Here is a 26387-nt window from a genome sequence, read left to right on the forward strand (position 1 = left end):
GGATCTTACAGGGGCCGCTGCGCAGCCCAACGGGGGCAAGCCCCCTCGCCACAGGGGTAGGCAGTGGGAAAACTCTCTAAATGTGTATTGGATTAGTTCCGGTCAACGAACTGTTTTACCCTCGGGCTTTCGCTCCTGTGAAGGCCCACGTCATGACCCTTAACCTGCGCCGAGCCTTGTGCATCTGCGTGCTGCTGCTGTCGCCACTGGCCGTTGCCGGCACCGTTCTGGAAAACCCCCAATGGCGCATCGAGCTCGACCCGGCGAACCTGGCCGTGCGCGTGACCCCTTCCGGCGGCGAGCCGGTGCAGGCCTCCAGCGGTGTGGCTACCCATAAGGTCAGCCAGTTGCAACAGTCCACTCAACACGCCAACTGGCAATGGGACAACGGTGCCTATCGGCTGAACGCCACCCTGGACCAGCGTGACCTGATCCTGACCATCACCGCCCGCGAGGCCGGCGAGCTGGAGATCGTCCGCCAGCCGGCCAGCGCCATGGGCAAGGGCCTGATCTGGCCGCTCGCCGAGGGGCATTACGTGCCAGCCGGCAACAGCCTCTGGCAGCGCTTTTTGCTGGAGCAGGGGGATGTCAACAGCACCCAGGACCTGAGCCTGCCGTTATGGGGCGTCGATCACGCAAGCTTCACCCTCAACTGGCTGCTGACCAACCCCTACAACAACCGTTTGCAGTGGCAGGCCGAGGGCCCGCGCCTGGGCTTGTCGTTGCATCATGAATTCACCGCCCTGGACCCCACCGCGCCCATGACCCTGCGCCTGAACCTGGGCGAGGCCGATTTGCTGGCCGGTGCCAAGCGCTACCGCCAATGGCTGGTGGAACAGGGGCTCTACGAGCCGTTGGCCGACAAACTGCAACGCCTGCCGGCCGGCGAAAAGCTATTGGGTGCCAGCCACGTCTACCTGTGGGGCAATGACCTGCTGGGCCTGGGCGATGTGCGCGATTGGGAGCAGTTACGCACCGTACTGCGTGCACCCGATGGCTTGGGCGCACAACTCAATGACCTGCTGGACTCGGAGGCGGCACAGGTGGTGCAAGCCCCCCAGCCGTTTCTGGATCGCTACCAGCAAGCTGTGTTGCTCAGAGGGCTCAACGCGGCGCTCAACAAAAAGGCGCGCCAGGGCTGGCAAGCCACGACCGAGCCCGACATGCCCGCGCTTGCCCAAGGCTACGGCGCACTGCGCCAGCAACTGGCACTGGCGTTTGCCGGTGCCTTGCGTGCCAACCCCGAAACCTGGGGCAGCACGTTATCCGCGACGACGATCAAGACCCTGCAGGAGAGTGGCCTGCCACGCCTGCTGCTGACCCTGGGCGAAGGCTGGGAGGGCGGGCTCTGGCACCCGGAGGCGGTGCGTGACGGGGTCGCGGCCGGGTACTTGATGGCGCCTTACGACTCCTATGAAACTGCCCTGGCAGCCAGCGAAAACCCCGACTGGACCACCGCGCACCTGGGCAGCCGCGCCTATCGCGACTGCGCGATCATGTTGAAGAACGGCCAGCTCAAGACCGGCTTCCAGAAGTCCGGGCACTACACCGACCCGCGCTGCGTCCGCCCATTGCTGGAGGCGCGGGTGACGGCGGTGCAGGCCAAGGCCGGGTTCAATGCCTGGTTCCTCGACGCCTACGCCACCGGCATGCTGTTTGACAGCTATCGCTCGGTGCTGGGCATGACCCAGGCGCAGAACGCCCAAGGCAACATCGACGCCGCCCGCTGGATCGCCAGCCACCTCCAGTTACCGGTGGGTTCCGAAGATGGCAACGCCACCACCGCTCGCGGCGTGTTGTTCGCCCATGGCATGCAAACCCCGGTCATGGGCTGGGGTGATCGTGAGATGACCCAGGACAAGCAATCACCGTACTACGTGGGGGCCTGGTATCCACCGGAGGAACCGGCGGTGTTCTTCAAACGCGTGCCGCTCAAAGAGCCGCTGCGCAGCGTGTACTTTGCCCCGGCGATGCGCCTGCCGCTGTATCAGGCGGTGTTCCATGGTTCGGTCATTACCAGCCATCACTGGTTGTTCGACAGCCTGAAGCTGAGCAATGTGCAGGCGGAAAACGAGCTGGCCCAACTGCTGTACAACGTGCCGCCGCTCTATCATCTGAGCGCCGCTACCTTGAAGCAGCGCTTGCCGATGATCCAGCGTCAGGATGGGTTCTTCCGGCCGTTGCATGAGCGTCTGGCGACCCAGGCAATGACGGATTTTCGCTGGCTGAGCAACGACCGGCTGGTGCAGCAGACCACGTTTGCCGATGGCACACGGTTGGTGGCCAACTTTGCGCAGGAGGAGAGGGACGGGTATGCGGGGCAGAGTGTGACGGCGTGGGTGGTGGGTGAAAGTCCGGTGGTGTATCAGGTGGCTCAGCAGCGCCCTTGAGGCCATCGCGGGCAAGCCCGCTCCCACAGGGGAGCTCGACCCGGCAGGGAATTCTGGACACGCCACAAACCAATGTGGGAGCTGGCTTGCCTGCGATGACGGTATGTCAGCCACCAAAGATAGTGCCTGTACTACCGCCATCGCGGGCAAGCCCGCTCCCACAGGGGGGGCTCGACCAGGCAGGGAATTCTGGACACACCACAAACCAATGTGGGAGCTGGCTTGCCTGCGATGACGGTATGTCAGCCACCAAAGATAGTGCCTGTACTACCGCCATCGCGGGCAAGCCCGCTCCCACAGGGGGAGCTCGACCAGGCAGGGAATTCTGGACACGCCACAAAACAATGTGGGAGCTGGCTTGTCGGGTCGCCGCATCGCTGCGATAGCGTCCGCTCAGACAGCCCCTACCTTACGCCACACACTGGCCAACCAAGGCTGCTGCTCGCGCGGCAGTCCTGCCGGGCGATAGTAGTGTTCCAACTCCACAAACCCTGCGGTGGTCAGCAGCGCCTGCCAGGCCGCAAGGTCGTGATACGAGCCATAACGCGGGCCGTTCCAGCCCTCCTGGTTTTTCCCCCTGGGGTTGGAGCTGAACAACACCCCACCCGGTTTCAGCGCAGCCTGCAGTTGCTGGAGAATGCGCGGCAGTTCCTGCTTGGGGATATGAAACAGCACCGCATTGGCAAAAATTCCGTCGAAGCGCGCGGCCGGCAGATCCAGTTTGAGGAAGTCCTGGTGCAGTACTTCACAGCCGCTGTCCTGGCGCGCCATCTGCGCGAAACGCTCGGCGCCATCCAGGCCTACGGCGATATGCCCAAGCCGGGTGAAGGTCTGCAAATCCCGCCCCGGTCCGCAGCCGAAGTCCAGCACGGTAAACGGCGCCTGCGCCTGGATATGCCGCAGCAACGCGTCGATGTTCTGGCTCACATCATGGTCGCGGGTACCTTCGCGAAAATCTTCGGCCACCTGGTTGTAGTGACCCAGGGTGGTAGAGGTGATCTGGTCGAGGTCGTCGGGGGCGAGTTTCATGGCAGTCGGCACCAGGGCAAAGAGAGGTGCCGACTATACCTCAGCGCTTGTTCAGCCCGCGCGCCAGGCGATCGCCACCCAGTTGGATCGCGGCCACCAGCAGGACCAGCAACACAATCACCGTGAGCATGATCTGGCTGTCGAAACGCTGGTAGCCGTAGCGGTAGGCAATATCCCCCAGGCCACCGGCGCCAATCGCTCCGGCCATGGCCGACGAGTTGATCATGGTCACCAGAGTAATGGTGAACCCGCCGACAATCCCCGGCAGCGCTTCCGGCAACAGCACATGCCTGACGATATGCCAGCGCCGGCAGCCCATGGCCTGGGCGGCTTCGATCAGGCCATGGTCGACTTCCCGCAGGCTGACCTCGGCGATTCGCGCAAAGAACGGCGTGGCGGCGATGGTCAGTGGTACCACGGCGGCCCATACACCGTAGGTGGTGCCCACAATCAGCCGGGTGAAGGGGATCAGCGCCACCATCAGAATCAGGAACGGGATGGAGCGGAACAGATTGACGAACGCCCCCAGCACCCTATTCAACGCGGGGGCCTGGTAGATGCCGCCCTTGTCGCTGGTGACCAGGAACACCGCCAGCGGGATACCCACCAGCAGCGCGATCAACGACGACACACCGACCATCAACAAGGTGTCGATGGCGCCCTGCAATAAACGATCAAACCACATAGCCCAGCACCTCCACCTGTTGTGCCCAGCGCGTGGCGCGGGTGCGTAATGTGTCGGCGTCCAGGGCGGAGCCGGTCACTGCCAGCAGCAATTGCCCCAGGGCGTGGCCCTGGATGCGCTCGACCCCGCCTTGCAGCAGGCGCACGCGCCCACCCAGGGCGCTGAACAGTGCGGCGAGGTCCGGTTCATCCGCGCTGGCGCCGGTAAATTGCAGGCGCAGCACCACGGCCGCATCCACCGACGCTGGCGTGGCCCGCAGGCGCTTTTGCAGTTCCTCGGGCAAGCCATGTTGCAGGGGCGCGAGCAGGGTTTTACTGACCTGATGCTTGGGGTTGCCAAACACTTCCCACACCGGGCCTTGCTCGACGATCCGCCCGTGTTCCAGCACCACCACGCGGTCGCAGATTTCGCGGATCACCGCCATCTCGTGGGTGATCAGCACGATGGTCAGGCCCAGGCGCTGATTGATCTCGCGCAACAGGCCGAGGATCGACTGGGTGGTCTCCGGGTCCAGGGCCGAGGTGGCTTCGTCACACAGCAGGATCTGCGGGTCGTGCACCAGCGAGCGGGCGATGCCCACCCGTTGCTTCTGCCCGCCGGACAACTGCGCCGGGTACGCCTGGTGCTTGTCCTGCAAACCCACCAGCTCCAGCAGCTCGCGGACCTTGTGCTCGCGTTGCGGCTTGGGCACACCGGCGACTTTCAGTGGCAGCTCGACGTTCTGCCACACGGTCTTGGCCGACATCAGGTTGAAGTGCTGGAAGATCATGCCGATGCGTCGCCGCAGGGCCACCAGATGGTCTTCGTCGAAATCGCCGATATCCACCTGGTCGATCAGCACTCGGCCGCTGCTGGGTTGTTCCAGGCGGTTGATGGTGCGGATCAGCGACGACTTGCCGGCGCCGCTGCGGCCGATGATGCCGAACACTTCGCCACGCTGGATCGCCAGGTCGATGCCTTGCAGCGCATGCACCGTGCCGTCGTAGGTTTTGCCCAGGTTGATAAAACGCACATGGGCGTGGTTCAAGTCAGGGTGTAGCTCTGTCTGTTGCGCGTCCCTGGGCAGTGTGCCCAGGTCGCGCAGTTGGGCATTGGCGGCGCTCATATTCAGCCTTCCCAGCCGACTTGGTACAGCGTGCCCAGGGATTTATCCAGGGCCGCGCGGACCACCGGCGAATGCTGGTAGATCTCGACGAACTTGATCACCCGTGGGTCGGTTGTGCCCTTGGGCTGGGTCACGAACTGGATCACGTATTCCGGGTGGTCAAGGCCATCGAACAGCAGCGCCGACTCGGCATTGAAGGTCTTGGACAGGCGGATATAGGCCGGGTAGCCCTGCACCAGGTCGGCGTCGTCATAGGCGCGCACTAGCTGCACCGCTTCGACCTGCAGGATCTTGAGCTTTTTCGGGTTGGCGACGATGTCGTCTTCGGTGGCCTTGTAGCCCACGCCCGGCTTGAGGGTGATCAGGCCGGCCTTGGCCAGCAGTTGTAGGCCGCGCCCGCTGTTGATCGGGTCGTTGGCGATGGCCACGCTGGCGCCCTGGGGCAGCTCATCGAAGCTTTTGAATTTTTTCGAGTACAGACCGACGTTATTGATGATCCCCGGCTTGAACGGCACCAGGTCAAAACCGGCGGCGGCCTTAGCGTTTTCCAGGAACGGAATGTGCTGGAAGTAATTCACGTCGATATCGCCGGCGGCGAGGCTGACGTTGGGCGCGATCCAGTCGGTGAACTCCACCAGCTCGACTTTCAGGCCCTGCTTGCCGGCCTCTTCGACGGCGGCTTCGAGGGGAATGGCGAAGGCCGCCGTGGTGCCGACTTTCAGCGGCGCATCGGCGGCAAACACCGCCGAGCTGAACAGGCCGAGGGCCAGGGCCAGTGCTTTGACTGGGTGGGAGAGCAGTGTTGTTTTCATGGTCGATTTCCAGTCATAAGGTGTTGGTATGAGCAATAAAGGTCTAAATGTGGGAGTGGCGGTAGGTGGAACCGGTGTGTTGTTCGGGTAAGTGCGCTTCGCGGTGAAAGACCTTTTCTCGCAAGGTTCCGCTCTCATAAGCAGTCTTGTATGACCCACGCCTTTGCAACTCGGGAATCACCAGCTCGATAAAGTCCACATAGCTCTCCGGCGTAACAATGCGCGTCAGGTTGAAGCCATCCAGCCCGGTCTCGCTGATCCAGGATTCCAGCTCATCAGCCACCTGCGCAGGCGAACCCACCAGGGTGATATAGCGCCCGCCCAACGCGTGTTGTTCCAACAACTTGCGCCGGGTCCAGTCGTTGTTCTGCAAGGCCTTGGTGGCTGATTGGATCGCGTTGCTCTTCACGTACTGGATCGGTTCGTCCAGCTCGTATTGCGAGAAGTCGATGGCGGTGGAGGCGCTGAAATGTGCCACGCCGGCCTCGGCGCTGGCGTAGCTCAGGTACTCGGCATGCTTGGCCCAGGCCAGCGCCTCGGTGGCGCCGACAATCACGTTGAGCCCCATGAACACCTTGATGTCATCTGGGTTGCGCCCGGCTGCGACCGCGCTGGCGCGTACCTTGTCCACTTGCACCTTGGTCGCGGCCTTGTTCTGCCCGCTGATAAACACGCACTCGGCATGGCGCCCGGCAAACACCAGGCCGCGCTCCGAACTGCCGGCCTGGAACAGCACTGGCGTGCGCTGCGGCGAGGGCTCGCACAGGTGATAGCCCTGCACCTGATAGAACTCGCCATGGTGCTCGACCTTGTGCACCTTGCCCGGTTGGGCATAGATCCGTTGTTGCGGGTCGTTGAGTACCGCGTCGTCTTCCCAACTGCCTTCCCACAGCTTGTACAGCACCTCCAGGTACTCGTCGGCCTGGTCGTAGCGCCGGTCATGTTCGACCTGCTCGTTGAGGCCCATGGCCTTGGCGGCGCTGTCCAGGTAGCCGGTGACGATGTTCCAGCCCACCCGGCCACGGCTCAGGTGATCGAGGGTGGACATGCGCCGGGCGAACAGATACGGCGGCTCGTAAGTCAGGTTGGCGGTCAGGCCGAAGCCGAGGTTTTTCGTTACGGCGGCCATGGCCGAGACCAGTAGCAGTGGGTCGTTGACTGGCAGTTGGATCGACTCCTTGAGCGGCACCTCGACCGAGCCTTGATAGACGTCGTACACGCCAACGATGTCGGCGATAAACAAGCCGTCGAACAGCCCACGCTCCAGCAGTTGCGCCAGTTCGGTCCAGTATTCGACGGTCTTGTACTGGGTCGAGGTGTCCCGTGGATGCGTCCACAGGCCATGGTTGATATGCCCGATGCAGTTCATGTTGAAGGCATTGAGCAGGATCTTTTTCTTCGACATCAGATGGTCCCCCGCAGCGGCGGGTTTTCATCGTTGAGGTAATAATTGCCGACGGCGTGGTACTTCCAGCGCACCGGGTCGTGCAGGGTGTGCACCCGGGCGTTGCGCCAGTGGCGGTCCAGGCCATGCTCGGCGAGGGTTGCCTGGCTGCCGGCGAGTTCGAACAGGGCGCTGCCGGCGGCCAGGGAAATCTCGGTGCTCAGGGCACGTACTTCAGCCACGGCAATCGACGCCGCCGCGACGGTTTGCGCATTGCTGTCGGCCTGGGCGCGGTCGAGGAATTCGCCGGAGCGCTCCAGCAGGGCTTCGGTGGCGTGCAGGCGGATGCTCAGGTGGCCGAAGCTTTTCAGGGTCAGCGGGTCTTCGCTGGCCGTGTCATTGCCCGAGTCGATCCACGGCCGGGTCTTGGTGCGCACAAAATGCAGGGCATCTTCAAAGGCGGCGCGGGCGATGCCGGTGTCGATGGCCGCGTGAAGGATCTGCGCCAGCGGGCCCACGGTGGTCGGGCGCTCGAAGGCGCTCTGGAACGGGATCACGTCTTCGGCTGCGACCCACACATTGTCGAACACCACCGAACCGCTGCCGGTGGTGCGCTGGCCGAAGCCGCTCCAGTCGTCGATCACCGTCAGGCCCTGGCTGTCATGTGGCACAAAGGCCAGTTGCTGCACGCCGTGCTCATCCACCACCGAGGTGGGAATGCGCTGGGCGTAGATCGCGCCGGTGGCGTAGAACTTGCGGCCGCTGATACGAAAACCGTCGCCGTCGCGCACAAGTTTCGTCACCCGGTCATGGGCGGTCTTGGTGCCCAGTTCTGCCAGGGCATTGCCAAAGCGCTGGCCGGCCAGCACCTCGGCATACAGGCGTTGTTGCTGCGCCGGGCTGCCATTGATGCGCAGCACTTCCAGGGCATAAAAATGGTTCTGCGGGATCTGCCCCAACGAGGCATCGGCCTGGGCGATCAGGGCAATGACCTTGGCCAGGGTGACGTTGGACACGCCAGCGCCGCCGTATGCCTTGGGCACGCTGATGCCCCACAGGCCGGAGCGGGAAAAGGCTTCCAGTTCGGCGAGCGGCAGGCGGCGTTCACGGTCGCGCAGGGCGCTGTCGCGGCGAAAGTCTTCGGCCAGGTCGCTGGCGACAATCAGGGCTTGTTCATCGCTGGTGATGACCGCGACGGAATGGGAAAGCGTCATGTTTTTCTCCAGAGGTCTGGTCGTCAGATCCAGGAATGCCGGGCCGGCAAGGTTCCGTTGAGGTGCCAGGCGCCCACCGCGTGATACTTCCAGCGCACCGGGTCGTGCAGGGTGTGCACCCGTGCATTGCGCCAGTGGCGGTCGAGGTTGAACTCGGCGAGGGTGGCGCGGCTGCCGGCCAGTTCGAAGAGTTTCTCGCTGACCTGCAGCGAGACTTCGGTGGTCAGCACCTTGGCTTGTGCCACGGCAATCGAGGCCCGGGCGGCGGAGTGTGCGGTGATGGGCGCGGCGCTGACCTGGTCCAGCACCTGGCCGGCCTTGCGCAGCAGAGCTTCGGCGGCATGCAGTTCGATTTTCAGCTTGCCGATGTCGGCGATCACATAGAGGTCGTCGCTGGCCCGTTCGACCTTGGCGTCGATCCACGGCCGCGAGCGTTCACGGACAAAACTGATGGTGTCGTCGAGGGCGCCACGGGCGATGCCGGCGTCGATGGCCGCCTGGATCAATTGCGAGACCGCGCCCTGGATGCCCGGGGTTTGCCCCAGGCGCCAGATCGGTACCACCAGATCGGCGTCCACTGGCACATTGTTCAGCAACACGGTGCCGCTGGCGGTGGTGCGTTGGCCAAAGCCCGACCAGTCATCGACGATGCGCAATCCCGGGGTGCCACGGCGCACAAACGCCATGACCTGGCGGCCTTCGTCGTCCAGGGCCTTGACCGCGACCCAATGGGCAAACAGCGCGCCGGTGGAGTAGAACTTCTGGCCGTTGATGACAAAATCGTCACCCTCGGCGCTGATCCGGGCTTTCACATCCAGGGTGTTTTTGGTACCGCGTTCCGGCCCGCCATTGCCGATGCGCCAGCCGTCGAGCACGCTTTGGAACAGCTGTTTTTTCTGTGATTCGCTGGCGGCGCCTTGCAGCACGTGCAAGATGCCAAAATGGTTCTGCGGGATCTGCCCCAGGGCCGGGTCGACGGCGCTGATAATCGCGAACACTTCAGCCAGGGTCACAAACGACACTTGCGGGCCGCCGTATTCGCGGGGGATGGAAATGCTCCCCAGGCCACTGCGGGTGAACTGTTCGATTTCGGCCCAGGGCAGTTTGCGCTGGCGGTCGCGCAGCCCGGCTTGCAGGCGGGCGGCCTGGGCAAGCGCGTGGGCAGCGGCGAGGGCTTCACTGTCGTTGCGCAGCACCTGGGTGGGCAACAGCAGCGGGGCGATATCCAGATCGCTCTGGAGGGGCGATTGCGCCAAGTTAGACATCGGTGCGCCCCTGCGTGGCGACACGTGATGCCCTGGCGTTGTGCACCGGGGTAATGTTGACCATACCTACCTCACATCCGTGGAAAAGCTAAAAATCAGGAATGTCCGGTGGTCCGGTGCATATACCCTAATCGTGTTTATTTTTTAAATAAACTAACTTTTAGGAATATGCATAGAAGGTCTGTCACCCCGGTTCGCACGGCGAGCCAGGGCGCCGGGGCTGGTACACCGACAAAGCATCGGCTGCGCCTGTGGCGTTGGCCTGGGCGATGCTCACGATGCGCCCGGGCGCCCAGCGCGAGTTGTTGCCCACGCGGTCGATCACGCAGTAGGTGACCTCCTGGCGGGCATCGTCCCCGGCCTCCAGGATCAGCGCCGAAGGCACCCAGACCTGCACGGGGTGCCCCACCTCGGCGGCCTGGATCGGGGGCAGGTCCAGGCGCGCGTCGCCCCAGCGCAGAGTGATTGCATCACCGGCGGCCATGTTCAGGTAGGGCTCGATGGTCAACGGCACGCCCCGGCGGATCTGGCTGGGGTTGACGCCATGGCGGCGGATGGTTTCGGGCAGGGCGACGGGGGCCAGGTTCTGGTTTTCTTCGGCACACAGCACTGAAGGCGGCCCACCCGGGCAAGCGGTCTTGACCTGCACCTGGGTAATCATGGAGCGCGCCGGGCCGCGCCCCACTTGCATGACCCGGTAATGAATGCGTGCAGCACCGTTTTGCACAAAGCTTTCGGGCACCCGCAGATGGCTGGTTAAGCCGATATCGGCGGTGCCTACACGCTTGGAGGCGGCAAAGCAGTTGTTCCAGAACAACTCGATCAAGTCGCCCTTGCCCATGTCCGGGTAGGGGGCGATATCGACCTGCAAATGAGTGGCGGCCTGCGCGTTGATACCTTGTTTATGAGCTTGGGGTACTGTCGGCGCGGCGAGCATGGTCAGGGGGGTGATGTGCGTCATAAATAATCTCCTTGATGCAGCCAGCAGCGATCGTTCCGAACCTCAGGCGTGGGGTTCGAAAGGAACGATTTTTTTGAAAAGCCAGGATGGGATCCAATCCTTTGAGCCCTAGATAAGAGGGTTGGCCAGGGGGCGTCAATGGCGGCAAAAGGCTAAACGGCGGGTTTGGGATTATTCAGAAGGGTCTTACTGGAGGGTGTTATTAAAGGGGGTTTTGACAGGCACTTTGCCGAATGAATACGGGGATTTTTCCGAAAGTCACAAACCTTGTAGGCGCCGGCAAGCCGGCTCCTACAGGGGGTGGGTCAGTGGGTGAGGAATTTGCTGAGGAACTGCCGGGTGCGTTCTTCCCTTGGGTTGGCAAACAGCGCCTTGGCTTCGCCTTGCTCGACGATCACACCCTTGTCGAAGAAGATCACCCGGTTGGCCACGTCACGGGCAAAGCTCATTTCGTGGGTGACGATGACCATGGTGCGTTTCTCTTCGGCGAGGCTGCGGATGGTCGCCAGGACTTCGCCTACCAACTCCGGGTCGAGGGCCGAGGTCGGTTCATCGAACAGGATCACTTCCGGCTCCATCGCCAAGGCTCGAGCAATGGCCACCCTTTGCTGCTGGCCACCGGACAGGCGCCGGGGGTAGGCGTCTTCCTTGCCCGCCAGGCCAACCTTGGCCAGCAGTGCGCGACCGAGGCGGTCAGCGGCTTCGCGTGGCATCTTCTTGACCACCAGCGGGCCTTCGATGACGTTCTCCAGGGCGGTGCGATGGGGGAACAAGTTAAAGCCCTGGAACACAAAACCCACATGCTGGCGCAGGCGCCGCACCAGGCCCTGTTGCTGGTTGAGCGGGCGGCTGCCGTCGATCTCGATGTCGCCGACCTTGATCCGGCCACTGGTGGGTTCTTCGAGGAAATTCAGGCAGCGCAGGAAGGTGGTCTTGCCGGAGCCGCTGGGGCCAATGATGGCGACAACTTCGCCTTCCTGGACCTCCAGGTCGATCCCGTTGAGCACCACCTGACCCTTGAATTGTTTGGTCAGTTTTTCAACCACGATCATGCTTCAAGACTCCAGGTCATGCCGGTTGACCCGGTCTTCCAGGCGATTCTGAAAATGCGCCAGGATGCTGGCCAGAACCCAGTAGATCAGGGCTGCGGACAGGTACATGGTGAAAATTTCAAAGGTGCGTGCCGATACCAGTTGGGCCTGGCGGAACAGCTCGGGCACCTGGATGGTGGCGGCCAGCGCCGTATCTTTTACCAGCGAAATAAAGCTGTTGCCCAGGGGCGGCAGGGCCGTACGCATCGCCTGCGGCAGGATGGCCCGGCGCAAGGTCTGTGCGCGGGTCATGCCGATACTGGCGGCAGCTTCCCACTGGCCACGCTCGATGGAGGCAATGGCGGCGCGCAGGATTTCACAGGCATAGGCCGCCATGTTCAGCGAGAAGCCGATCATCGCTGCCGGGATCGGATCCAGCTCGATGCCCACCTGCGGCAAGCCGTAGTAGATCAAGAACAGCTGCACCAGCAACGGCGTGCCGCGAAAGAACGAGACGTAGACCCTGGCCGTCCAGCTCAAGAGCTTGAAGCGCGACAGGCGCATCAAGGCCAGGCCGAAGCCCAGCAGCAAGCCGAAAAACATCCCGCCGAGGCTGAGAATCACCGTGTAGTACGCGCCCTTGAGCAGAAAGGGCGCGGAATCGAGCGCGAGTTGGAAACCTGCTTCCATTATTGGGTGACGTCAGCGTTGAAGTATTTCTCGGACAGCTTCTTCAAAGTGCCGTCGGCGCGCAGTTTGTCGAGGGCCTGGTTGACCGCTTCAAGCAATTCAGGCTCGCCTTTGCGCAGGGCAATCCCGGCTTCCTGGCGGGAGAAGGCTTCACCGGCAGCGGCGGTGTCCTTGGCTTTTTTCGCATATTCCAGGGCCGCCAGGCGGTCGATCAGAATCGCGTCGATACGGCCAATGCGCAGGTCCTGGAATTTGGTGGGGTCGTCGTTATAGGTCTTGATGATGGCTTTGGGTTGGTTGTCTTTGAGCCATTGTTCGTAGTTGGTGCCAAGGCCCACCCCGACTTTCTTGCCGGCCAGGTCGTCGGCGGTCTTGATGGTGTCGACGTTTTTCGCCAGGGTCAGCGCCTGGATCCCGGAGACGGTGTAGGGCTTGGAGAAATCGTATTTTTTCTTGCGCTCTTCGGAGATCGTCACCTGGTTGACCACTGCGTCGAGGCGCTTGGATTCCAGGGCGGCGAGGATGCCGTCCCACGGGGTAGCCTGCAGCTTGACCTTGACCCCCAGTTCCTTGGCCAGGGCTTCGGACAGCTCGGCTTCAAAGCCACTGAGTTTGCCGTTTTCATCGACGAAACTGAACGGTGGGTAGGTGCCTTCCAGGCCGATCTTGATCTCGCCGGCCTTCTTGATGTTGCCCAGTTGCTCGCCGGCAACTGCCTGGCCCAGCAAGCCGGCGCCAAGCGCCAGGCCCAATGTGCCAACCAGCAACGTGCGACGCAGTACAGAAATAGTCATGACAAGCCCCTGTGTTTTTTATGGTGAGCGAAGCAGGTGACGCAGTGGTCGTATCCTGCCCTAAAAACGCGGTGTGTGGGAGCGCGACTATAGGGCGAGTTTGAAAGCGTTAAAAATAATATAAATTAAACTTTATATTCCATTTTTGCATATTAAGTAGAGATTCAATGTGTCCAATCAGAACACTGAGTCATAGGCAAACAACGCCGGCGCGCCGCCGGTGTGCAGGAAGATGATCGGCCCTTCAGCGAAGGCCTGGCGACCGATACCGTCGAGCAACCCGGCCATGGCCTTGCCGGTGTAGACCGGGTCCAGCAACAGGCCTTCCTGGCTTGCCAGCAGCTTGATTGCCGCCAGGGTGCCGGCGTTGGGTTCGCCGTAGCGCGGGGCGAAGTATTCGTCCCATAAAATCACGTTGAAGGCGTAGGGTACCGTCACCCCCAACAACTGCGCCGTGCGCTCGGCCAGGCCTTGGACCTTGGGCCGTTGCGCTTCGTCGGTGCGCGACACGGTGACGCCAATCACCGGCAAGTCCGGCAGCACTTCACTCAACGCCAGGGCCAGGCCGCTGTGGGTGCCGGCGCTGCCGGAGGCCAGGACCACTGCCGCGAACTGCAGGCCGCTGTCTTCGATTTGCCCGGCCAGTTCCAGCCCGGCCCGCACATAACCCAGGGCGCCCAGGGCGTTGGAGCCGCCAATGGGCACTATGTAGGGGTTTTTACCATTGCTGCGCAGGCGTTCGGCCAGGGCGTTGAGTTGCTCGTCGGCGTTGTCCAGGTTTTCGACCAATTCGACCTTGGCGTCGAACAGCTCGACCAACAGGCGGTTGCCGTTGCCCAGGTAGTTGGGGTCGTCGGTGCCCGTGGGATTTTCCAGCAGGGCGACACAGCCCAGGCCCAGCTTGGCGGCGAGGGCTGCGGTCTGGCGCACATGGTTGGACTGGATCGCGCCGGCGGTGATCAACGTGTCGGCGCCTTGGGCCAGGGCATCGGCGGCGAGGTATTCGAGCTTGCGCAGCTTGTTGCCGCCCATGGCCAGCGGCGTGGTGTCATCGCGCTTGATGTAGATATCACGGCCCAGCCAGGTCGACAGTCGTTCGAGTTTTTCCAGGGCGGTGGCGCCGCCCAGCAGGTTCAGACGATTAAAACGGTCGAGCTGTTGTTTGATCATGGTTACGCACGGGTAATAGAAGATGGGGAGGACTATAGGCAGGGCTTTTTGCCGGGGCAACCGCCAGATGCTTATGCCAAAGTGTTATTAGCATCGCACCATTGGTTCTTAAGGGCCGCCCGGTTGCATACCGTAAAGTGTGGCCATTACCTCAGGAGGGAATACCGTGAGTGAGCGTTCCAGTCATTGGCAGTTACAGACCATCGTCAGCCAGTTGCGCGGCGCCCGGGATCAGTGGCGTACCCGCAATGGGCGGGTCAGCGGCGAGCAGGGCGGTCGCGAGTTACCGTCGCGCGAGGCCGTGGCGCAAATTCTTGAAGCGCTGTGCGGTGCGCTGTTCCCCATGCGCCTGGGCCCGGTGGATCTGCGTGAGGAAAGTGAGGACTTCTACGTCGGCCATACCCTGGATGTGGCGCTCAACGCCTTGCTCGCCCAGGCCCGCCTGGAGTTGCGCTACGCCGCGCGCCAGGGCGGCAATGCCGATAAGGAAGTCGATGCACTGGCCATCCGCTTGATCCAGGACTTTGCCCTGGCTTTGCCGGCGCTGCGCAGCCTGTTGGACACCGATGTGCTGGCGGCCTATCACGGGGATCCGGCTGCACGCACGGTGGATGAGGTGCTGCTGTGCTATCCGGGCATTCTCGCGGTGATCCACCATCGCCTGGCCCACCATTTGTATCGCGCCGGGCTGCCTCTGCTCGCGCGGATCAGCGCGGAAATCGCGCATTCGGCCACTGGCATCGACATTCACCCAGGCGCGCAGATCGGCCCGAGCTTCTTTATCGACCACGGCACGGGTGTGGTGATTGGCGAAACGGCGATCATTGGCGAGCGGGTGCGTATCTATCAGGCGGTGACCCTGGGCGCCAAGCGTTTCCCGGCGGATGAAGATGGGCAGTTGCAGAAGGGCCATCCACGACACCCGATTGTCGAGGACGATGTGGTGATCTACGCCGGGGCGACGATCCTGGGGCGAATCACCATCGGCAAGGGTTCGACCATTGGCGGCAACGTGTGGCTGACCCGCAGCGTGCCGGTGGGGGCGAATATCACGCAGGCGAACTTGCAGCATGATGACGGGACGCAGAAGTAGCGACGACCTGATGGGGGAGCGGGCTTGTGTGGGAGCGGGCTTGCCCGCGATGGCGGTAGGCCAGTCAAATACCTCTAACCTGACACTCAGTTGTCGCGGGCAAGTCCGCTCCCACAGGGGATGGCATTTCAATTTAGGCCAGCAATCGCTGAACGTTTTACCTTCCCCACACGTCATACCCTTCCTTGAGCTAGTGTAGGAATTACCTACCACTCAGCCCTGCGATTAGTCCCAGACCGCCTATCCATGTTTAACTTGAACGTTCGTTCAAGTTAAACCGGTGGTTCGCTGCCCGCTCACAACAGGAGGCTTACCTTTGCTGAGTCCGTTTTATACAGCCACATCCAATACCCTCGAGGTGCACCGTTCATGAGTGCATCGTCTGTTCCTTCAAGCGGCCAGGTGCGTATGAATGCACCGGTGTTTTACTTCGCCGCCAGCTTCATCCTGCTGTTTGGTGTCACCGTAATCGCGATCCCCGAGCAGGCCGGCGCCTGGTTGCTGGCCGCGCAAAACTGGGCGGCCAATACGGTCGGCTGGTACTACATGCTGGCGATGACCCTGTATCTGGTCTTCGTGGTGGTCACCGCGTTGTCTGGCTACGGCAAGATCAAACTCGGTGCCGACCACGACGAGCCCGAATTCAGTTACCTGTCCTGGGCCGGCATGCTGTTTGCCGCCGGGATCAGCATCACGCTGTTTTTCTTCTGCGTCTCGGAACCCTTGACCCACCTGGTGCAACCGCCCCAGGGCGAGGCCTTGAACGCCGACGCGGCGCGCCAGGCCATGCAGGTGCTGTTTCTGCATTGGGGCCTGCATGGCTGGGGCGTCTTTGCGTTCGTCGGCATGGCCCTGGCGTACTTCGCCTACCGGCATAACCTGCCGCTGGCCTTGCGTTCGGCGCTGTACCCGCTGATCGGCAAGCGCATCAATGGCCCCATCGGCTATGCGGTGGATGGCTTCGGCATCATCGCCACGGTGTTCGGCCTGGGCGCGGACATGGGTTTTGGGGTGTTGCACCTCAACTCGGGCCTGGACTACCTGTTCGGCATCGCCCACACCCAATGGATCCAGGTCGGCCTGATCACCCTGATGATGGGCGCGGCGATCCTGGTCGCAGTGGCCGGTGTCGACAAGGGTGTGCGGGTCATGTCCGACATCAACATGCTGCTGGCCTGTGCGCTGCTGCTGTTTGTGTTGTTCGCCGGGCCCACCCAGCATTTGCTCAACACCCTGATCCAGAACATCGGTGACTACCTTGGCGCACTGCCGACCAAGAGTTTTGACGTCTACGCCTACAACGAGCCCAGCGATTGGCTCGGCGGCTGGACCGTGTTTTATTGGGCCTGGTGGATCGCATGGTCGCCGTTCGTGGGCCTGTTTATCGCACGCATTTCCCGTGGCCGGACCATCCGCGAATTTGTCTTCGGTGTGCTCCTGATCCCCCTGGGTTTCACCCTGGCCTGGATGTCGATCTTCGGCAACAGTGCGATTGACCAGGTGCTCAACCACGGCATGGCGGCGCTGGGGCAGTCGGCTATCGACAACCCGTCGATGAGCCTGTACCTGCTGCTGGAAACCTATCCATGGAGCAAGACTGTCATCGCGGTCACGGTGTTTATCAGTTTTGTGTTCTTTGTCACCTCGGCCGACTCCGGCACCGTGGTGCTGTCGACCCTGTCGTCCAAGGGCGGCAATGCCGATGAAGACGGGCCGAAGTGGCTGCGGGTGTTCTGGGGCGCCATGACCGCGCTGGTGACCAGCGCCTTGCTGTTCGCCGGTAGCATTGACTCGCTCAAATCGGCGGTGGTGCTGACGTCGTTACCGTTCTCGTTGATCCTGCTGTTGATGATGTGGGGGCTGCACAAGGCGTTCTACCTCGAATCGCAGAAGCAGATCGCCCGGATGCATTCCCTGGCACCCGTCTCGGCGGCCTCCCGCAGGGGCCGTGGCGGCTGGCGCCAGCGCCTGAGCCAGGCGGTGCATTTCCCGTCGCGCGATGAGGTGTACCGCTTCCTCGAAACCACGGTACGCCCGGCGATTGAAGAAGTGACGGCAGTGTTTGTCGAGAAGGGCCTGAACGTCGTCACCCAGCCTGACCCGTCCAACGACAGCGTCAGCCTGGAAATCGGCCATGGCGAAGAGCGTCCGTTTGTCTATCAGGTGCAGATGCGCGGCTACTTCACGCCGTCCTTTGCCCTCGGTGGCCTGGGCTCGAAGGCAATCAACAACCGTCGCTACTACCGCGCGGAAGTGCACTTGAGCGAAGGCAGCCAGGATTACGACCTGGTGGGCTACACCAAAGAGCAGATCATCAACGACATCCTCGACCAGTACGAACGGCACTTGCAGTTCCTGCATCTGGTCCGCTGATGCAACCTTTGTAGGCGCCGGCTTGCCGGCGCCTACAGGGCGTGTCGGATCAGAACGGCACATCACCCAGAATCGTCGCCCGATGCATCACACGCCGCTGTGGCCGATAGTCGTCCACGGCGTAGTGCTGCGTCACGCGGTTGTCCCAGAAGGCCACGTCGTTGGCTTGCCAGCGCCAGCGCAGGGTGAATTCCGGGCGAGTGGCGTGGGCGAACAACAGCTTGAGGATGACTTCGCTTTCGGCCGGCTCCAGTTCGTTGATCTTGCTGGTGAAACCCTCACTGACAAACAGCGATTTACGCCCGCTGACCGGGTGGGTGCGGATCACCGGGTGGGACAGGGGAGGGTTCTTTTTGCGCGCTTCTTCCCAGCGGGCCAGGTCTTGGGCGGTGTTGCCGTAACGTTCCTGAGGGAACGAGCGGGTGAAGTCATGGGTTGCCGTCAGGCCGGTCAAAAAAATCTTCATCGGTTCCGACAGTGCCTCGTAGGCCGCAATACCGCTGGCCCACAACGTGTCACCGCCAAAGGCCGGCAGCAGCTTGGCGCTGAGCACCGCGCCCAGGGCCGGGGTGGGCAGGAAGGTCACGTCGGTGTGCCAGATGGCATTGTCGCGCACGTCGGTGACGGCGGTGTCGAGCACCAGCACTTCAGGCTGCTCGGGCACGTTGGGGTAGATCGGGTGAATGTGCAGGTCACCGAAATTCGCCGCGAAGCGCGCTTGCTGCTGCGGGGTGATCGGCTGGTCGCGAAAGAACAGCACCGAATGCTGGAGCAGCGCGCGCTCGATGGCGTCGCGCTGTTCGAGGTTCAGCGCCTGGGTGATATCGACGCCACTGATCTGGGCGCCCAGGGCGGTGCTTAAGGGGGTAACGGTCAGGTGGCTCATGTTGTTCTCTTCCTAGTGGGCCTGGCCATGCCAAGGCACCCATTTACGCTGCAGGGCGCGCAGGCCCATTTCCATGGCAAAGGCGATCAGCGCGATCACCAGGATGCCCAGTACCACCACGTCGGTGACCAAAAATTGCGCGGCCGACTGCACCATGAACCCCAGGCCGCTGGTGGCGGCGATCAACTCGGCGGCCACCAGGGTCGACCAACCGACACCCAGGCCGATGCGCACGCCGGTAAGGATATCGGGCAGGGCGCTGGGCAAGATCACATGGCGGATCAACTGCGCCCGCGTGGCGCCCAGGGACTGCGCTGCGCGCAATTTGGCCGGGTCGACCGTGCGCACGCCGGTGGCGGTGGCGATGGCAATCGGGGCGAAGATCGCCAGGTAGATCAGCAACACCTTGGACAGCTCACCGATGCCGCACCAGATCACGATCAAGGGCAGGTAGGCCAGCGGCGGGATCGGCCTGTAGAACTCGATCAGCGGGTCGAGAATGCCGCGGGCGATGCGGTTGGCGCCGATAGCAATGCCGATCGGCACGGCGGTCAGCACTGCAAAGCCCAGGCCCAGGCCGATACGGCCAAGGCTGGCACCCAGGTGCTGCCAGAGGGTGGAGTCCATATAGCCGCTGGTCGCCAGCAGCCAGCCCTTTTGCAGCACGGCAGACGGAGGCGGCAGGAACAGCGGCTCGATCAGCCCGCTGGCGGTCACGGCCCACCACAGCGCCAGCAGCGCACCCAGGGTCAGCCCGCTGATCCAGCGTGTGCTCAGATTGCGGCGCAGCGACGGGGTGGCTGGGCTAACGGCGGTGGCCGGGATTTCATAACTGCTCATGCGGACTCCTGCCGTTGCGAGAACACTTTGCCCAGCACGTGTTCGCGGGTTTCGATAAACCGTGGGTCGGACTTGATCGCACGGGCCGACTCGCCGGCCGCGTAACGCTGGCCAAAGTCCAGGCTCAGGCGCTCGACGATTTGCCCGGGGTTGGGCGCCAGCAGAATCAGGTCGGTGGCGAGGAACACCGCTTCTTCGATGTCATGGGTGATCAGGAATACCGGCTTGGCCGTGCGCCGCCAGACTTGCAGCAGCAGCTCCTGCATCTGTTCACGGGTGAAGGCATCGAGGGCGCCGAAGGGTTCGTCCATCAGCAGCACCCGTGGGTCGGCAGCCAGGGCGCGGGCCAGGCCGACGCGTTGTTTCTGCCCGCCAGACAGCTGCCAGATGCGCCGGCTGTCAAATCCGGCCAGGTCCACCAGGGCAAGCATTTCCCGGGCGCGGACTTGCCGCTGGGCCTTGGGCACACCGGCCAGCTCCAGGCCGAAGCCGACATTGGCCAGCACGTCTTGCCAGGGCAGCAGGGCGTCGTCCTGGAACACCACGCCACGCTCGGCACTCGGGCCTTGCACGGGCACGCCATCGAGGGTGATGCGTCCGGCGCTGGGTTCGACGAAGCCGGCAATCAGGTTCAACAGCGAAGTCTTGCCACTGCCGGAAGGGCCGAGGGCCACCAGCAATTGCTGGGGGCCGAGGGTCAGGGAAATATCCGCCAGCACGGGCGTGGTTGCGCCTGGGTACTGTGCGCTGATGCGCTCCAGCTGTAGCAAGGCCATCGCGATGAACTCCTGATCAGTTAGTGATGAACTTGGCGCTGACGTAAGGGGCGTAGTCCGGCAGCACGGCCTCGACCTTGCCTTGTTCCTTGAGGAACGCGGCGGTATCGGTCACGGCCTTGGTGGTCGGGGCGCCAAGTAGCGTCACTTGGTCGGCGGCCAGTGGGTAGACGTTGCCTTGCAGCAGCAGCGGGATATCACTGGCCTTGGCGCCGGAGAGCCTCACCAGTTTGTCGACGTTGCCCTTATCGGCCAGCCAGGCTTGTGGGTCTTTACGGTATTGGGCGTAGGCATCAAGGGTGACTTTGGCAAAGGCGCTGACAATTTCCGGGTGCTTCTCGGCAAAGTCCTTACGCACGATCCAGGCATCGAAGGTCGGAGCGCCGAACTTGGCCAGTTCGCCAGAGGTGATCAGCACCTTGCCGTTTTCCTTGGCCACACCCAGGGCCGGATCCCAGACATAAGTGGCGTCGATATCGCCACGCTTCCAGGCGGCGATGATGGCCGGCGGGGCGAGGTTGAGTACGGTGACTTTCGACGGGTCGATGTTCCAGTGCTTGAGCGCGGCCAACAGGCTGTAGTGGCCGGTGGAAACAAACGGCACGGCGATTTTCTTGCCGATCAGGTCCTGCGGGCTGTTGATCCCGGAACCGTTGCGCGCCACCAGGGCTTCGGCGCCACCGATCTGGGTGGCGACGAGGAAGGTCTGCACCGGCACTTTGCGGGTGATGGCTGCGGTCAGCGGGCTGGAACCGAGGTAGCCGATCTGCACATCGCCGGACGCGATGGCGGCGATGATATCGGCGCCATTGTCGAATTTTCGCCAGTCGATAGTGGCGTTCGTGGCTTTTTCATAAGCGCCGTCGGCCTGGGCGACTTTGGCCGGGTCAACGGTGGTCTGGTAGGCGATGGTCACGTCGGCCGCCTGGGCAAACAGGCTGGCGCCGGCCAGGGACAGGGCCGCCAGGAGGCGTAAAGGGGAAGGTCGTAGCATGGAGAAGCTCCTCATCAGGCGGCCAGACGTTGGCGTGTGAGGAGACTAAATGATCTAAGAATCCGAAAATAAATAACCTTTTCGAATTAGCTTATGAGGAGAAAAGTGCAAACAGAGCTTCAGGGCCATGAAATTAATGGGGGAGCTGGCTTGCCTGCAATAGCGGTGTAACAGCCGACATCTTATTTGGATGTGACGGCCTCATCGCAGGTAAGCCAGCTCCCACTGGGGGCATCGGATGGCGTCAGTTACTGATCGCCAGGATGCTCGCCTGGTACGCCCCGACAAACACGTCGAAATCGCCCACTTCGTTCTGCTCCAGCTCCGCCTGTTGCGCCAGCGATGTACGCGCCAGCTCTTCAAAACGCGCCTGCTCGTCTGCCGGCAACGGCTCGCTACGGAAGTACTCGGCATGCACTTCGCTCTGACGCAGGGAGAACTGCGCAAAGCTTTCCTTGCGCTCCTGCATAGCGGCCAACACTTGGGCCGACGGGGTCAGGGACGAATCCTGGATCTTCGCCAACTGGGCATCCAGTGCCTGGCTGTGTTCGCTGATGCCCTGGCTCTGGTCCAGCAGGGCAGCCAGCGGGGCGATTTTCTCCAGCAGTTCGGCGGCCCATTCCTTCATTTCCACCGCCTGGCCGCGACGCTGCAATTGCAGCCCCGGACGCCGGCCTTCCTTGACCACACTGAGGAAGTTCGACGTGGCATTGCCGCACTCGTTGTTTTCGAACAGCGGGCTGTCGTCCAGCGCGCAGTACAGCAGGAACGCGTCGAGGAAGCGCGACTCCGGCAGGTCGATGCCCATCGGCAGGAACGGGTTGATGTCCAGGCAGCGCACTTCGATGTACTGGATGCCACGGGCCATCAGCGCCTGGATCGGCCGTTCGCCGGTGTAGGTCACGCGTTTGGGGCGGATGTTGGAGTAGTACTCGTTTTCGATCTGCAGGATGTTGGTGTTGAGCTGTACCCACTCACCATCCTTGTGGGTGCCGACTTCGACGTAGGGCGCGTAGGGCGTTGCCACCGCTTCGCGCAGGCTGTCGGTGTAGCTGGCCAGATCGTTATAGCAAGGGGTCAGGCCGGCCTGGGCGTTGCTCTGGTAACCCAGATCGCTCATGCGCAGGCTGGTGGCATAGGGCAGGTACAGGGTGTCGGCATCGAACTGTTCCAGCTGGTGGGAACGCCCGCGCAGGAAACCCGCATCCAGGGCTGGCGAGGCACCGAACAGGTACATCAGCAGCCAGCTGTAGCGGCGGAAGTTACGGATCAGCGCGATATAGGCCGTGGACTGGTAGTCACGGTCGGTGCCCACGAAGCCTTCGGCTTCCTTGAGCAACGGCCACAGCTCTTCCGGCAGGGAGAAGTTGTAGTGGATACCGGCGATGCACTGCATGGTCTTGCCGTAGCGCAGGGCCAGGCCCTTGCGATACACGTACTTGAGCTGTCCGATGTTGGAGGTGCCGTAGTAGGCAATCGGAATATCTTCCTCGGCCGGCAACGGGCACGGCATCGATGGACTCCACAGGTACTCGTTGCCGAGCTTGCTGTAGGCAAAACGATGAATTTTATCGAGGCTGCGCAGGGTATCTGCCGGGTTGGGCAGTGCCGGCGTGATGAACTCCAGCAGCGACTCGGAATAGTCGGTGGTGATCGACTCATGGGTCAATGCGGCGCCCAGGGCCTCTGGATGCGGCGTTTGAGCCAGGCGGCCTTCGCCGGTGACACGCAGGCATTCACGCTCGATGCCGTGCAGGCAGTGCTCAAGCAAAGAGAGGTGTTCGCGCTTGCCGAGCAGAGCCAGGCGGCGGTTGAGAAGTTCGCTCAAGTTGGATTCCTTCACGCGTCAGTCGCCCCAATATGGGGGTGGGCAAGACGGTCTACAAGGGTGAAGTTAAAACTGGCGTTATCGCCTGGTTTTCGAGCCGGAACAACCTGCTCTGAAAGTGCCGACTTCATTCCCTGAATTTGGCTATCGCGCAGGAAGAAAATTCCGACGCTGTTTTCGCAGCGCCGAAATTAACCCAAATTGATGACAGGGAGCTATAGGACAGCGAAGGTGCCTTGTGCTTTTGCGACGAGTCTTTCGTCCTGATACACCTCGGCCTCGACCACCAGCGTGCGCCGGCCGGGGTGGATGACCCGGGCGGTGCACAGCACGTCACCGTCGGACACGGCACGGATGTAGTTGATTTTGCACTCGATGGTCGCGCTCTGCTGGTCAAAACCGTGGGAGCTGGAACAGGCCAGCCCCATGGCAATGTCCACCAGGCTGAAAATCGCCCCGCCATGGAGCTTGCCCGCGCGGTTGCGCAATTGTGGCTCCAGGCTCAGGGCAACCTCGGCAACGCCTTGGTCCAGGCGTTGCAGACGGCAGCCGAGCAGCTCGCTGAAGGCGCTGTGGGTCAAGCCGGCTGGCAGCTCCATCAGCGCTTTTTCAACTGCTTGGCGTTGGCGAACAGCGAAGCCATGGCGTTATTGGCCGGGGCTGCGGTGGTGGCTTCCTTACGCGGTGCAGTGTTTTCCGAACGGTTTTGCGACTGGCGCGGCGCTGAACCCGGGCGTGCGCCACGGGCACCGTCGATTTTCTCGCCGGGGGTATCGCTCATGCGCATCGACAGGCCCACGCGTTTGCGCGGGATATCCACTTCCATGACCTTGACCTTGACCACATCCCCGGCCTTCACCGCCTCACGCGGATCCTTGATGAACTTCTCTGAAAGCGCGGAGATATGCACCAAACCGTCCTGATGCACACCGATATCCACAAATGCGCCGAAGTTGGTCACGTTGGTCACCACGCCTTCGAGAATCATCCCCAGTTGCAAGTCCTTGAGGTCTTCGACGCCTTCCTGGAACTCGGCGGTCCTGAACTCCGGACGCGGGTCGCGACCCGGTTTTTCCAGTTCTTGCAGGATGTCGGTGATGGTCGGCACACCGAAGGTTTCGTCGGTGTACTTCTTCGGATCCAGGCGCTTGAGGAACGCGGCGTCGCCGATCAGCGAGCGGATATCGCGGTCGGTTTCAGCGGCGATGCGCTGTACCAGCGGATAGGCTTCCGGGTGGACTGCCGAGGCGTCGAGCGGGTTGTCACCGTTCATCACGCGCAGGAAGCCGGCGGCCTGTTCGAAGGTTTTTTCGCCAAGGCGTGCGACTTTTTTCAGCGCCGCTCGGGTCTTGAACGCGCCGTTTTCATCGCGATGGGTGACGATATTCTGCGCCAGGGTGGAGTTGAGGCCGGAAATCCGCGCCAGCAGGGCGACCGAGGCAGTGTTGACGTCGACGCCGACCTTGTTCACACAGTCTTCCACCACTGCATCCAGGCCGCGCGCCAGTTTCAGCTGCGACACGTCGTGCTGGTACTGGCCGACGCCAATGGATTTAGGGTCGATCTTCACCAGCTCGGCCAGTGGATCCTGCAGGCGGCGTGCGATGGACACCGCGCCACGGATCGACACGTCGAGGTCCGGGAATTCCTTGGAGGCCAGTTCCGACGCCGAGTACACCGAAGCGCCCGCCTCGGAGACCATGACCTTGGTCATTTTCATGCCTGGGTATTTTTTGATCAGTTCCAGGGCCAGCTTGTCGGTTTCGCGGCTGGCGGTGCCGTTGCCGATGGCAATCAGGTCTACCGCATGCTTGGCGCACAGGGCGGCGAGGATGGCGATGGTCTGGTCCCACTTGTTGTGCGGCACGTGCGGGTACACGGTGGCGTGGTCCAGCAGCTTGCCGGTGGCGTCGACCACGGCGACCTTGCAACCGGTGCGCAGGCCCGGGTCCAGGCCCAGGGTTGCGCGCGGGCCGGCCGGAGCGGCCAGCAGCAGGTCGTGCAGGTTGTGGGCGAATACGTTGATCGCCTCGGTCTCGGCGCCGTCGCGCAGCTCGCCCAGCAGGTCGGTTTCCAGGTGGGTGTAGAGCTTGACCTTCCAGGTCCAGCGCACGACTTCACTGAGCCATTTATCCGCAGGACGATTCTGATTCTGGATGCCGAATTGTTGGCCGATCATGCCTTCGCACGGGTGCATGGTGCCCGGCAGTTCGTCGCCGACCTTCAGCGCGGAGCTGAGAATGCCTTCGTTGCGGCCGCGGAAAATGGCGAGGGCGCGGTGGGACGGCATGCTTTTCAGTGGTTCGTCGTGCTCGAAGTAATCGCGGAACTTGGCGCCTTCTTCCTCTTTGCCGGCGATCACACGGGCGCTGAGGGTGGCTTCCTGTTTCAGGTAGTTACGCAATTTTTCCAGCAGGTTGGCGTCTTCGGCGAAACGCTCCATGAGGATGTACTTGGCGCCTTCGAGGGCGGCCTTGACGTCGGCCACGCCTTTTTCGCCATCGACAAAGCGCGCGGCTTCGGTTTCCGGGGTCAGGGACGGGTCGTTGAACAGACCGTCGGCCAGCTCGCCGAGGCCGGCTTCCAGGGCGATCTGGCCCTTGGTGCGGCGCTTCTGCTTGTACGGCAGGTACAAGTCTTCGAGGCGGGTCTTGGTGTCGGCGAGCTTGATATCGCGTTCGAGTTGCGGGGTCAGCTTGCCCTGCTCCTGGATGCTGGCGAGAATGCTGACACGCCGTTCGTCGAGTTCTCGCAGGTAGCGCAGGCGCTCTTCCAGATGCCGCAGCTGGATATCATCGAGGCTGCCGGTCACTTCTTTACGGTAACGGGCGATGAAGGGCACGGTGGAGCCTTCATCCAGTAGAGCGACGGCCGCTTCGACCTGTTGTGGGCGTACACCGAGTTCCTCGGCGATGCGGCTGTTGATGCTGTCCATAAAACCACCTGAAATTCTTGAAAGCAGTGCGCAGGCCCGGAAAACAAGGCTTTGCGCGGCTGGTTGAGCGGCCCGACTGGCGCCGCTGCCTGGGTCAAGAGGCAGCCTATTGACCCTCGAAATCGAAAAAGT

The 26387-nt window shown here is 62.4% G+C and carries 22 protein-coding genes; 3 read left to right on the plus strand and 19 right to left on the minus strand.

Annotated elements, in window-relative coordinates:
• The first annotated feature begins 152 nt into the window (after nt 1-152).
• Nucleotides 153-2390 (plus strand): glycoside hydrolase, encoded by a 2238-nt coding sequence (locus HU773_RS01935; protein WP_186625073.1) that lies wholly within the window; start codon nt 153-155, stop codon nt 2388-2390.
• A 393-nt stretch (nt 2391-2783) separates the two neighbouring features.
• Here the strand turns inward: HU773_RS01935 and HU773_RS01940 are convergent, their stop codons facing one another.
• The 12 genes from HU773_RS01940 to HU773_RS01995 all read right to left on the minus strand — a co-directional run bounded on the left by HU773_RS01940 (nt 2784) and on the right by HU773_RS01995 (nt 14530).
• Nucleotides 2784-3419: a class I SAM-dependent methyltransferase gene (locus tag HU773_RS01940; protein ID WP_186625075.1), complete on the minus strand. Its 636-nt coding sequence runs from the start codon at nt 3417-3419 to the stop codon at nt 2784-2786.
• A gap of 40 nt (nt 3420-3459) precedes the next feature.
• Nucleotides 3460-4104, minus strand: a complete 645-nt coding sequence (locus HU773_RS01945; RefSeq protein WP_057957985.1) for a methionine ABC transporter permease — start codon at nt 4102-4104, stop codon at nt 3460-3462.
• Nucleotides 4094-5209 carry a methionine ABC transporter ATP-binding protein gene (locus HU773_RS01950; protein ID WP_169990616.1) on the minus strand — a complete coding sequence of 372 codons (1116 nt, stop codon included), beginning with the start codon at nt 5207-5209 and terminating at the stop codon, nt 4094-4096. Before HU773_RS01950 ends, HU773_RS01945 begins: the two co-directional genes overlap by 11 nt.
• 2 nt (nt 5210-5211) lie before the next feature.
• Nucleotides 5212-6021: a MetQ/NlpA family ABC transporter substrate-binding protein gene (locus HU773_RS01955; protein ID WP_169959980.1), complete on the minus strand. Its 810-nt coding sequence runs from the start codon at nt 6019-6021 to the stop codon at nt 5212-5214.
• Nucleotides 6022-6064: 43 nt separating this feature from the next.
• Nucleotides 6065-7426 carry an LLM class flavin-dependent oxidoreductase gene (locus tag HU773_RS01960; protein WP_186625077.1) on the minus strand — a complete coding sequence of 454 codons (1362 nt, stop codon included), beginning with the start codon at nt 7424-7426 and terminating at the stop codon, nt 6065-6067.
• The gene (locus tag HU773_RS01965) at nt 7426-8619 is read right to left on the minus strand and encodes an SfnB family sulfur acquisition oxidoreductase (protein ID WP_169990614.1); all 1194 of its coding nucleotides are present in this window, start codon (nt 8617-8619) and stop codon (nt 7426-7428) included. The genes HU773_RS01960 and HU773_RS01965 overlap by 1 nt, the downstream gene beginning before the upstream one ends.
• A 23-nt stretch (nt 8620-8642) precedes the next feature.
• Nucleotides 8643-9884, minus strand: a complete 1242-nt coding sequence (locus tag HU773_RS01970) for an SfnB family sulfur acquisition oxidoreductase (protein WP_186625079.1) — start codon at nt 9882-9884, stop codon at nt 8643-8645.
• Nucleotides 9885-10068: 184 nt separating this feature from the next.
• Entirely contained in the window at nt 10069-10845 is a 777-nt protein-coding gene (locus tag HU773_RS01975) for a hypothetical protein (protein ID WP_186625081.1), read from the minus strand.
• Between the two features lie 305 nt (nt 10846-11150).
• On the minus strand, nt 11151-11897 hold the full coding sequence (tcyN, locus tag HU773_RS01980) for an L-cystine ABC transporter ATP-binding protein TcyN (RefSeq protein ID WP_057437038.1): 747 nt from the start codon (nt 11895-11897) through the stop codon (nt 11151-11153).
• Between the two features lie 3 nt (nt 11898-11900).
• Entirely contained in the window at nt 11901-12566 is a 666-nt protein-coding gene (tcyL, locus tag HU773_RS01985; protein ID WP_032884921.1) for a cystine ABC transporter permease, read from the minus strand.
• Nucleotides 12566-13360, minus strand: coding sequence for a cystine ABC transporter substrate-binding protein (gene tcyJ, locus HU773_RS01990; protein WP_057437040.1), 795 nt, complete (start codon nt 13358-13360; stop codon nt 12566-12568). Before tcyJ ends, tcyL begins: the two co-directional genes overlap by 1 nt.
• Nucleotides 13361-13537: 177 nt before the next feature.
• The gene (locus HU773_RS01995; protein ID WP_169990611.1) at nt 13538-14530 is read right to left on the minus strand and encodes a D-cysteine desulfhydrase; all 993 of its coding nucleotides are present in this window, start codon (nt 14528-14530) and stop codon (nt 13538-13540) included.
• A 166-nt stretch (nt 14531-14696) separates the two neighbouring features.
• Here HU773_RS01995 and epsC point away from each other — a divergent pair, with 166 nt between their 5' ends.
• Nucleotides 14697-15623, plus strand: a complete 927-nt coding sequence (gene epsC / locus HU773_RS02000) for a serine O-acetyltransferase EpsC (RefSeq protein WP_186625083.1) — start codon at nt 14697-14699, stop codon at nt 15621-15623.
• Between the two features lie 408 nt (nt 15624-16031).
• Nucleotides 16032-17996, plus strand: a complete 1965-nt coding sequence (gene betT / locus HU773_RS02005) for a choline transporter BetT (protein WP_162947780.1) — start codon at nt 16032-16034, stop codon at nt 17994-17996.
• A gap of 49 nt (nt 17997-18045) precedes the next feature.
• On the opposite strand, the gene tauD is transcribed toward betT, so the two are convergent.
• From tauD to HU773_RS02040, 7 genes are all read right to left on the minus strand, one after another.
• Complete coding sequence (gene tauD, locus HU773_RS02010) at nt 18046-18882, minus strand: taurine dioxygenase (protein WP_057437048.1); 837 nt, start codon at nt 18880-18882, stop codon at nt 18046-18048.
• 12 nt (nt 18883-18894) lie between these two features.
• A complete protein-coding gene (gene tauC, locus HU773_RS02015; protein ID WP_169990610.1) occupies nt 18895-19722 on the minus strand; it encodes a taurine ABC transporter permease TauC in 828 nt (275 codons plus the stop codon).
• Nucleotides 19719-20498, minus strand: a complete 780-nt coding sequence (gene tauB, locus HU773_RS02020; protein WP_057437050.1) for a taurine ABC transporter ATP-binding subunit — start codon at nt 20496-20498, stop codon at nt 19719-19721. The genes tauC and tauB overlap by 4 nt, the downstream gene beginning before the upstream one ends.
• Before the next feature lie 16 nt (nt 20499-20514).
• Nucleotides 20515-21492, minus strand: coding sequence for a taurine ABC transporter substrate-binding protein (gene tauA / locus HU773_RS02025; RefSeq protein ID WP_169990609.1), 978 nt, complete (start codon nt 21490-21492; stop codon nt 20515-20517).
• A 244-nt stretch (nt 21493-21736) separates the two neighbouring features.
• Nucleotides 21737-23320 (minus strand): glutamate--cysteine ligase, encoded by a 1584-nt coding sequence (gene gshA / locus HU773_RS02030; protein WP_186625085.1) that lies wholly within the window; start codon nt 23318-23320, stop codon nt 21737-21739.
• 215 nt (nt 23321-23535) lie between these two features.
• A complete protein-coding gene (locus HU773_RS02035) occupies nt 23536-23919 on the minus strand; it encodes a PaaI family thioesterase (RefSeq protein ID WP_057437056.1) in 384 nt (127 codons plus the stop codon).
• The gene (locus HU773_RS02040) at nt 23919-26255 is read right to left on the minus strand and encodes a Tex family protein (protein ID WP_186625087.1); all 2337 of its coding nucleotides are present in this window, start codon (nt 26253-26255) and stop codon (nt 23919-23921) included. The genes HU773_RS02035 and HU773_RS02040 overlap by 1 nt, the downstream gene beginning before the upstream one ends.
• Between the last annotated feature and the right edge of the window lie 132 nt (nt 26256-26387).

It is taken from the genome of Pseudomonas shahriarae, from assembly GCF_014268455.2.
Classification (GTDB): domain Bacteria; phylum Pseudomonadota; class Gammaproteobacteria; order Pseudomonadales; family Pseudomonadaceae; genus Aquipseudomonas; species Aquipseudomonas shahriarae.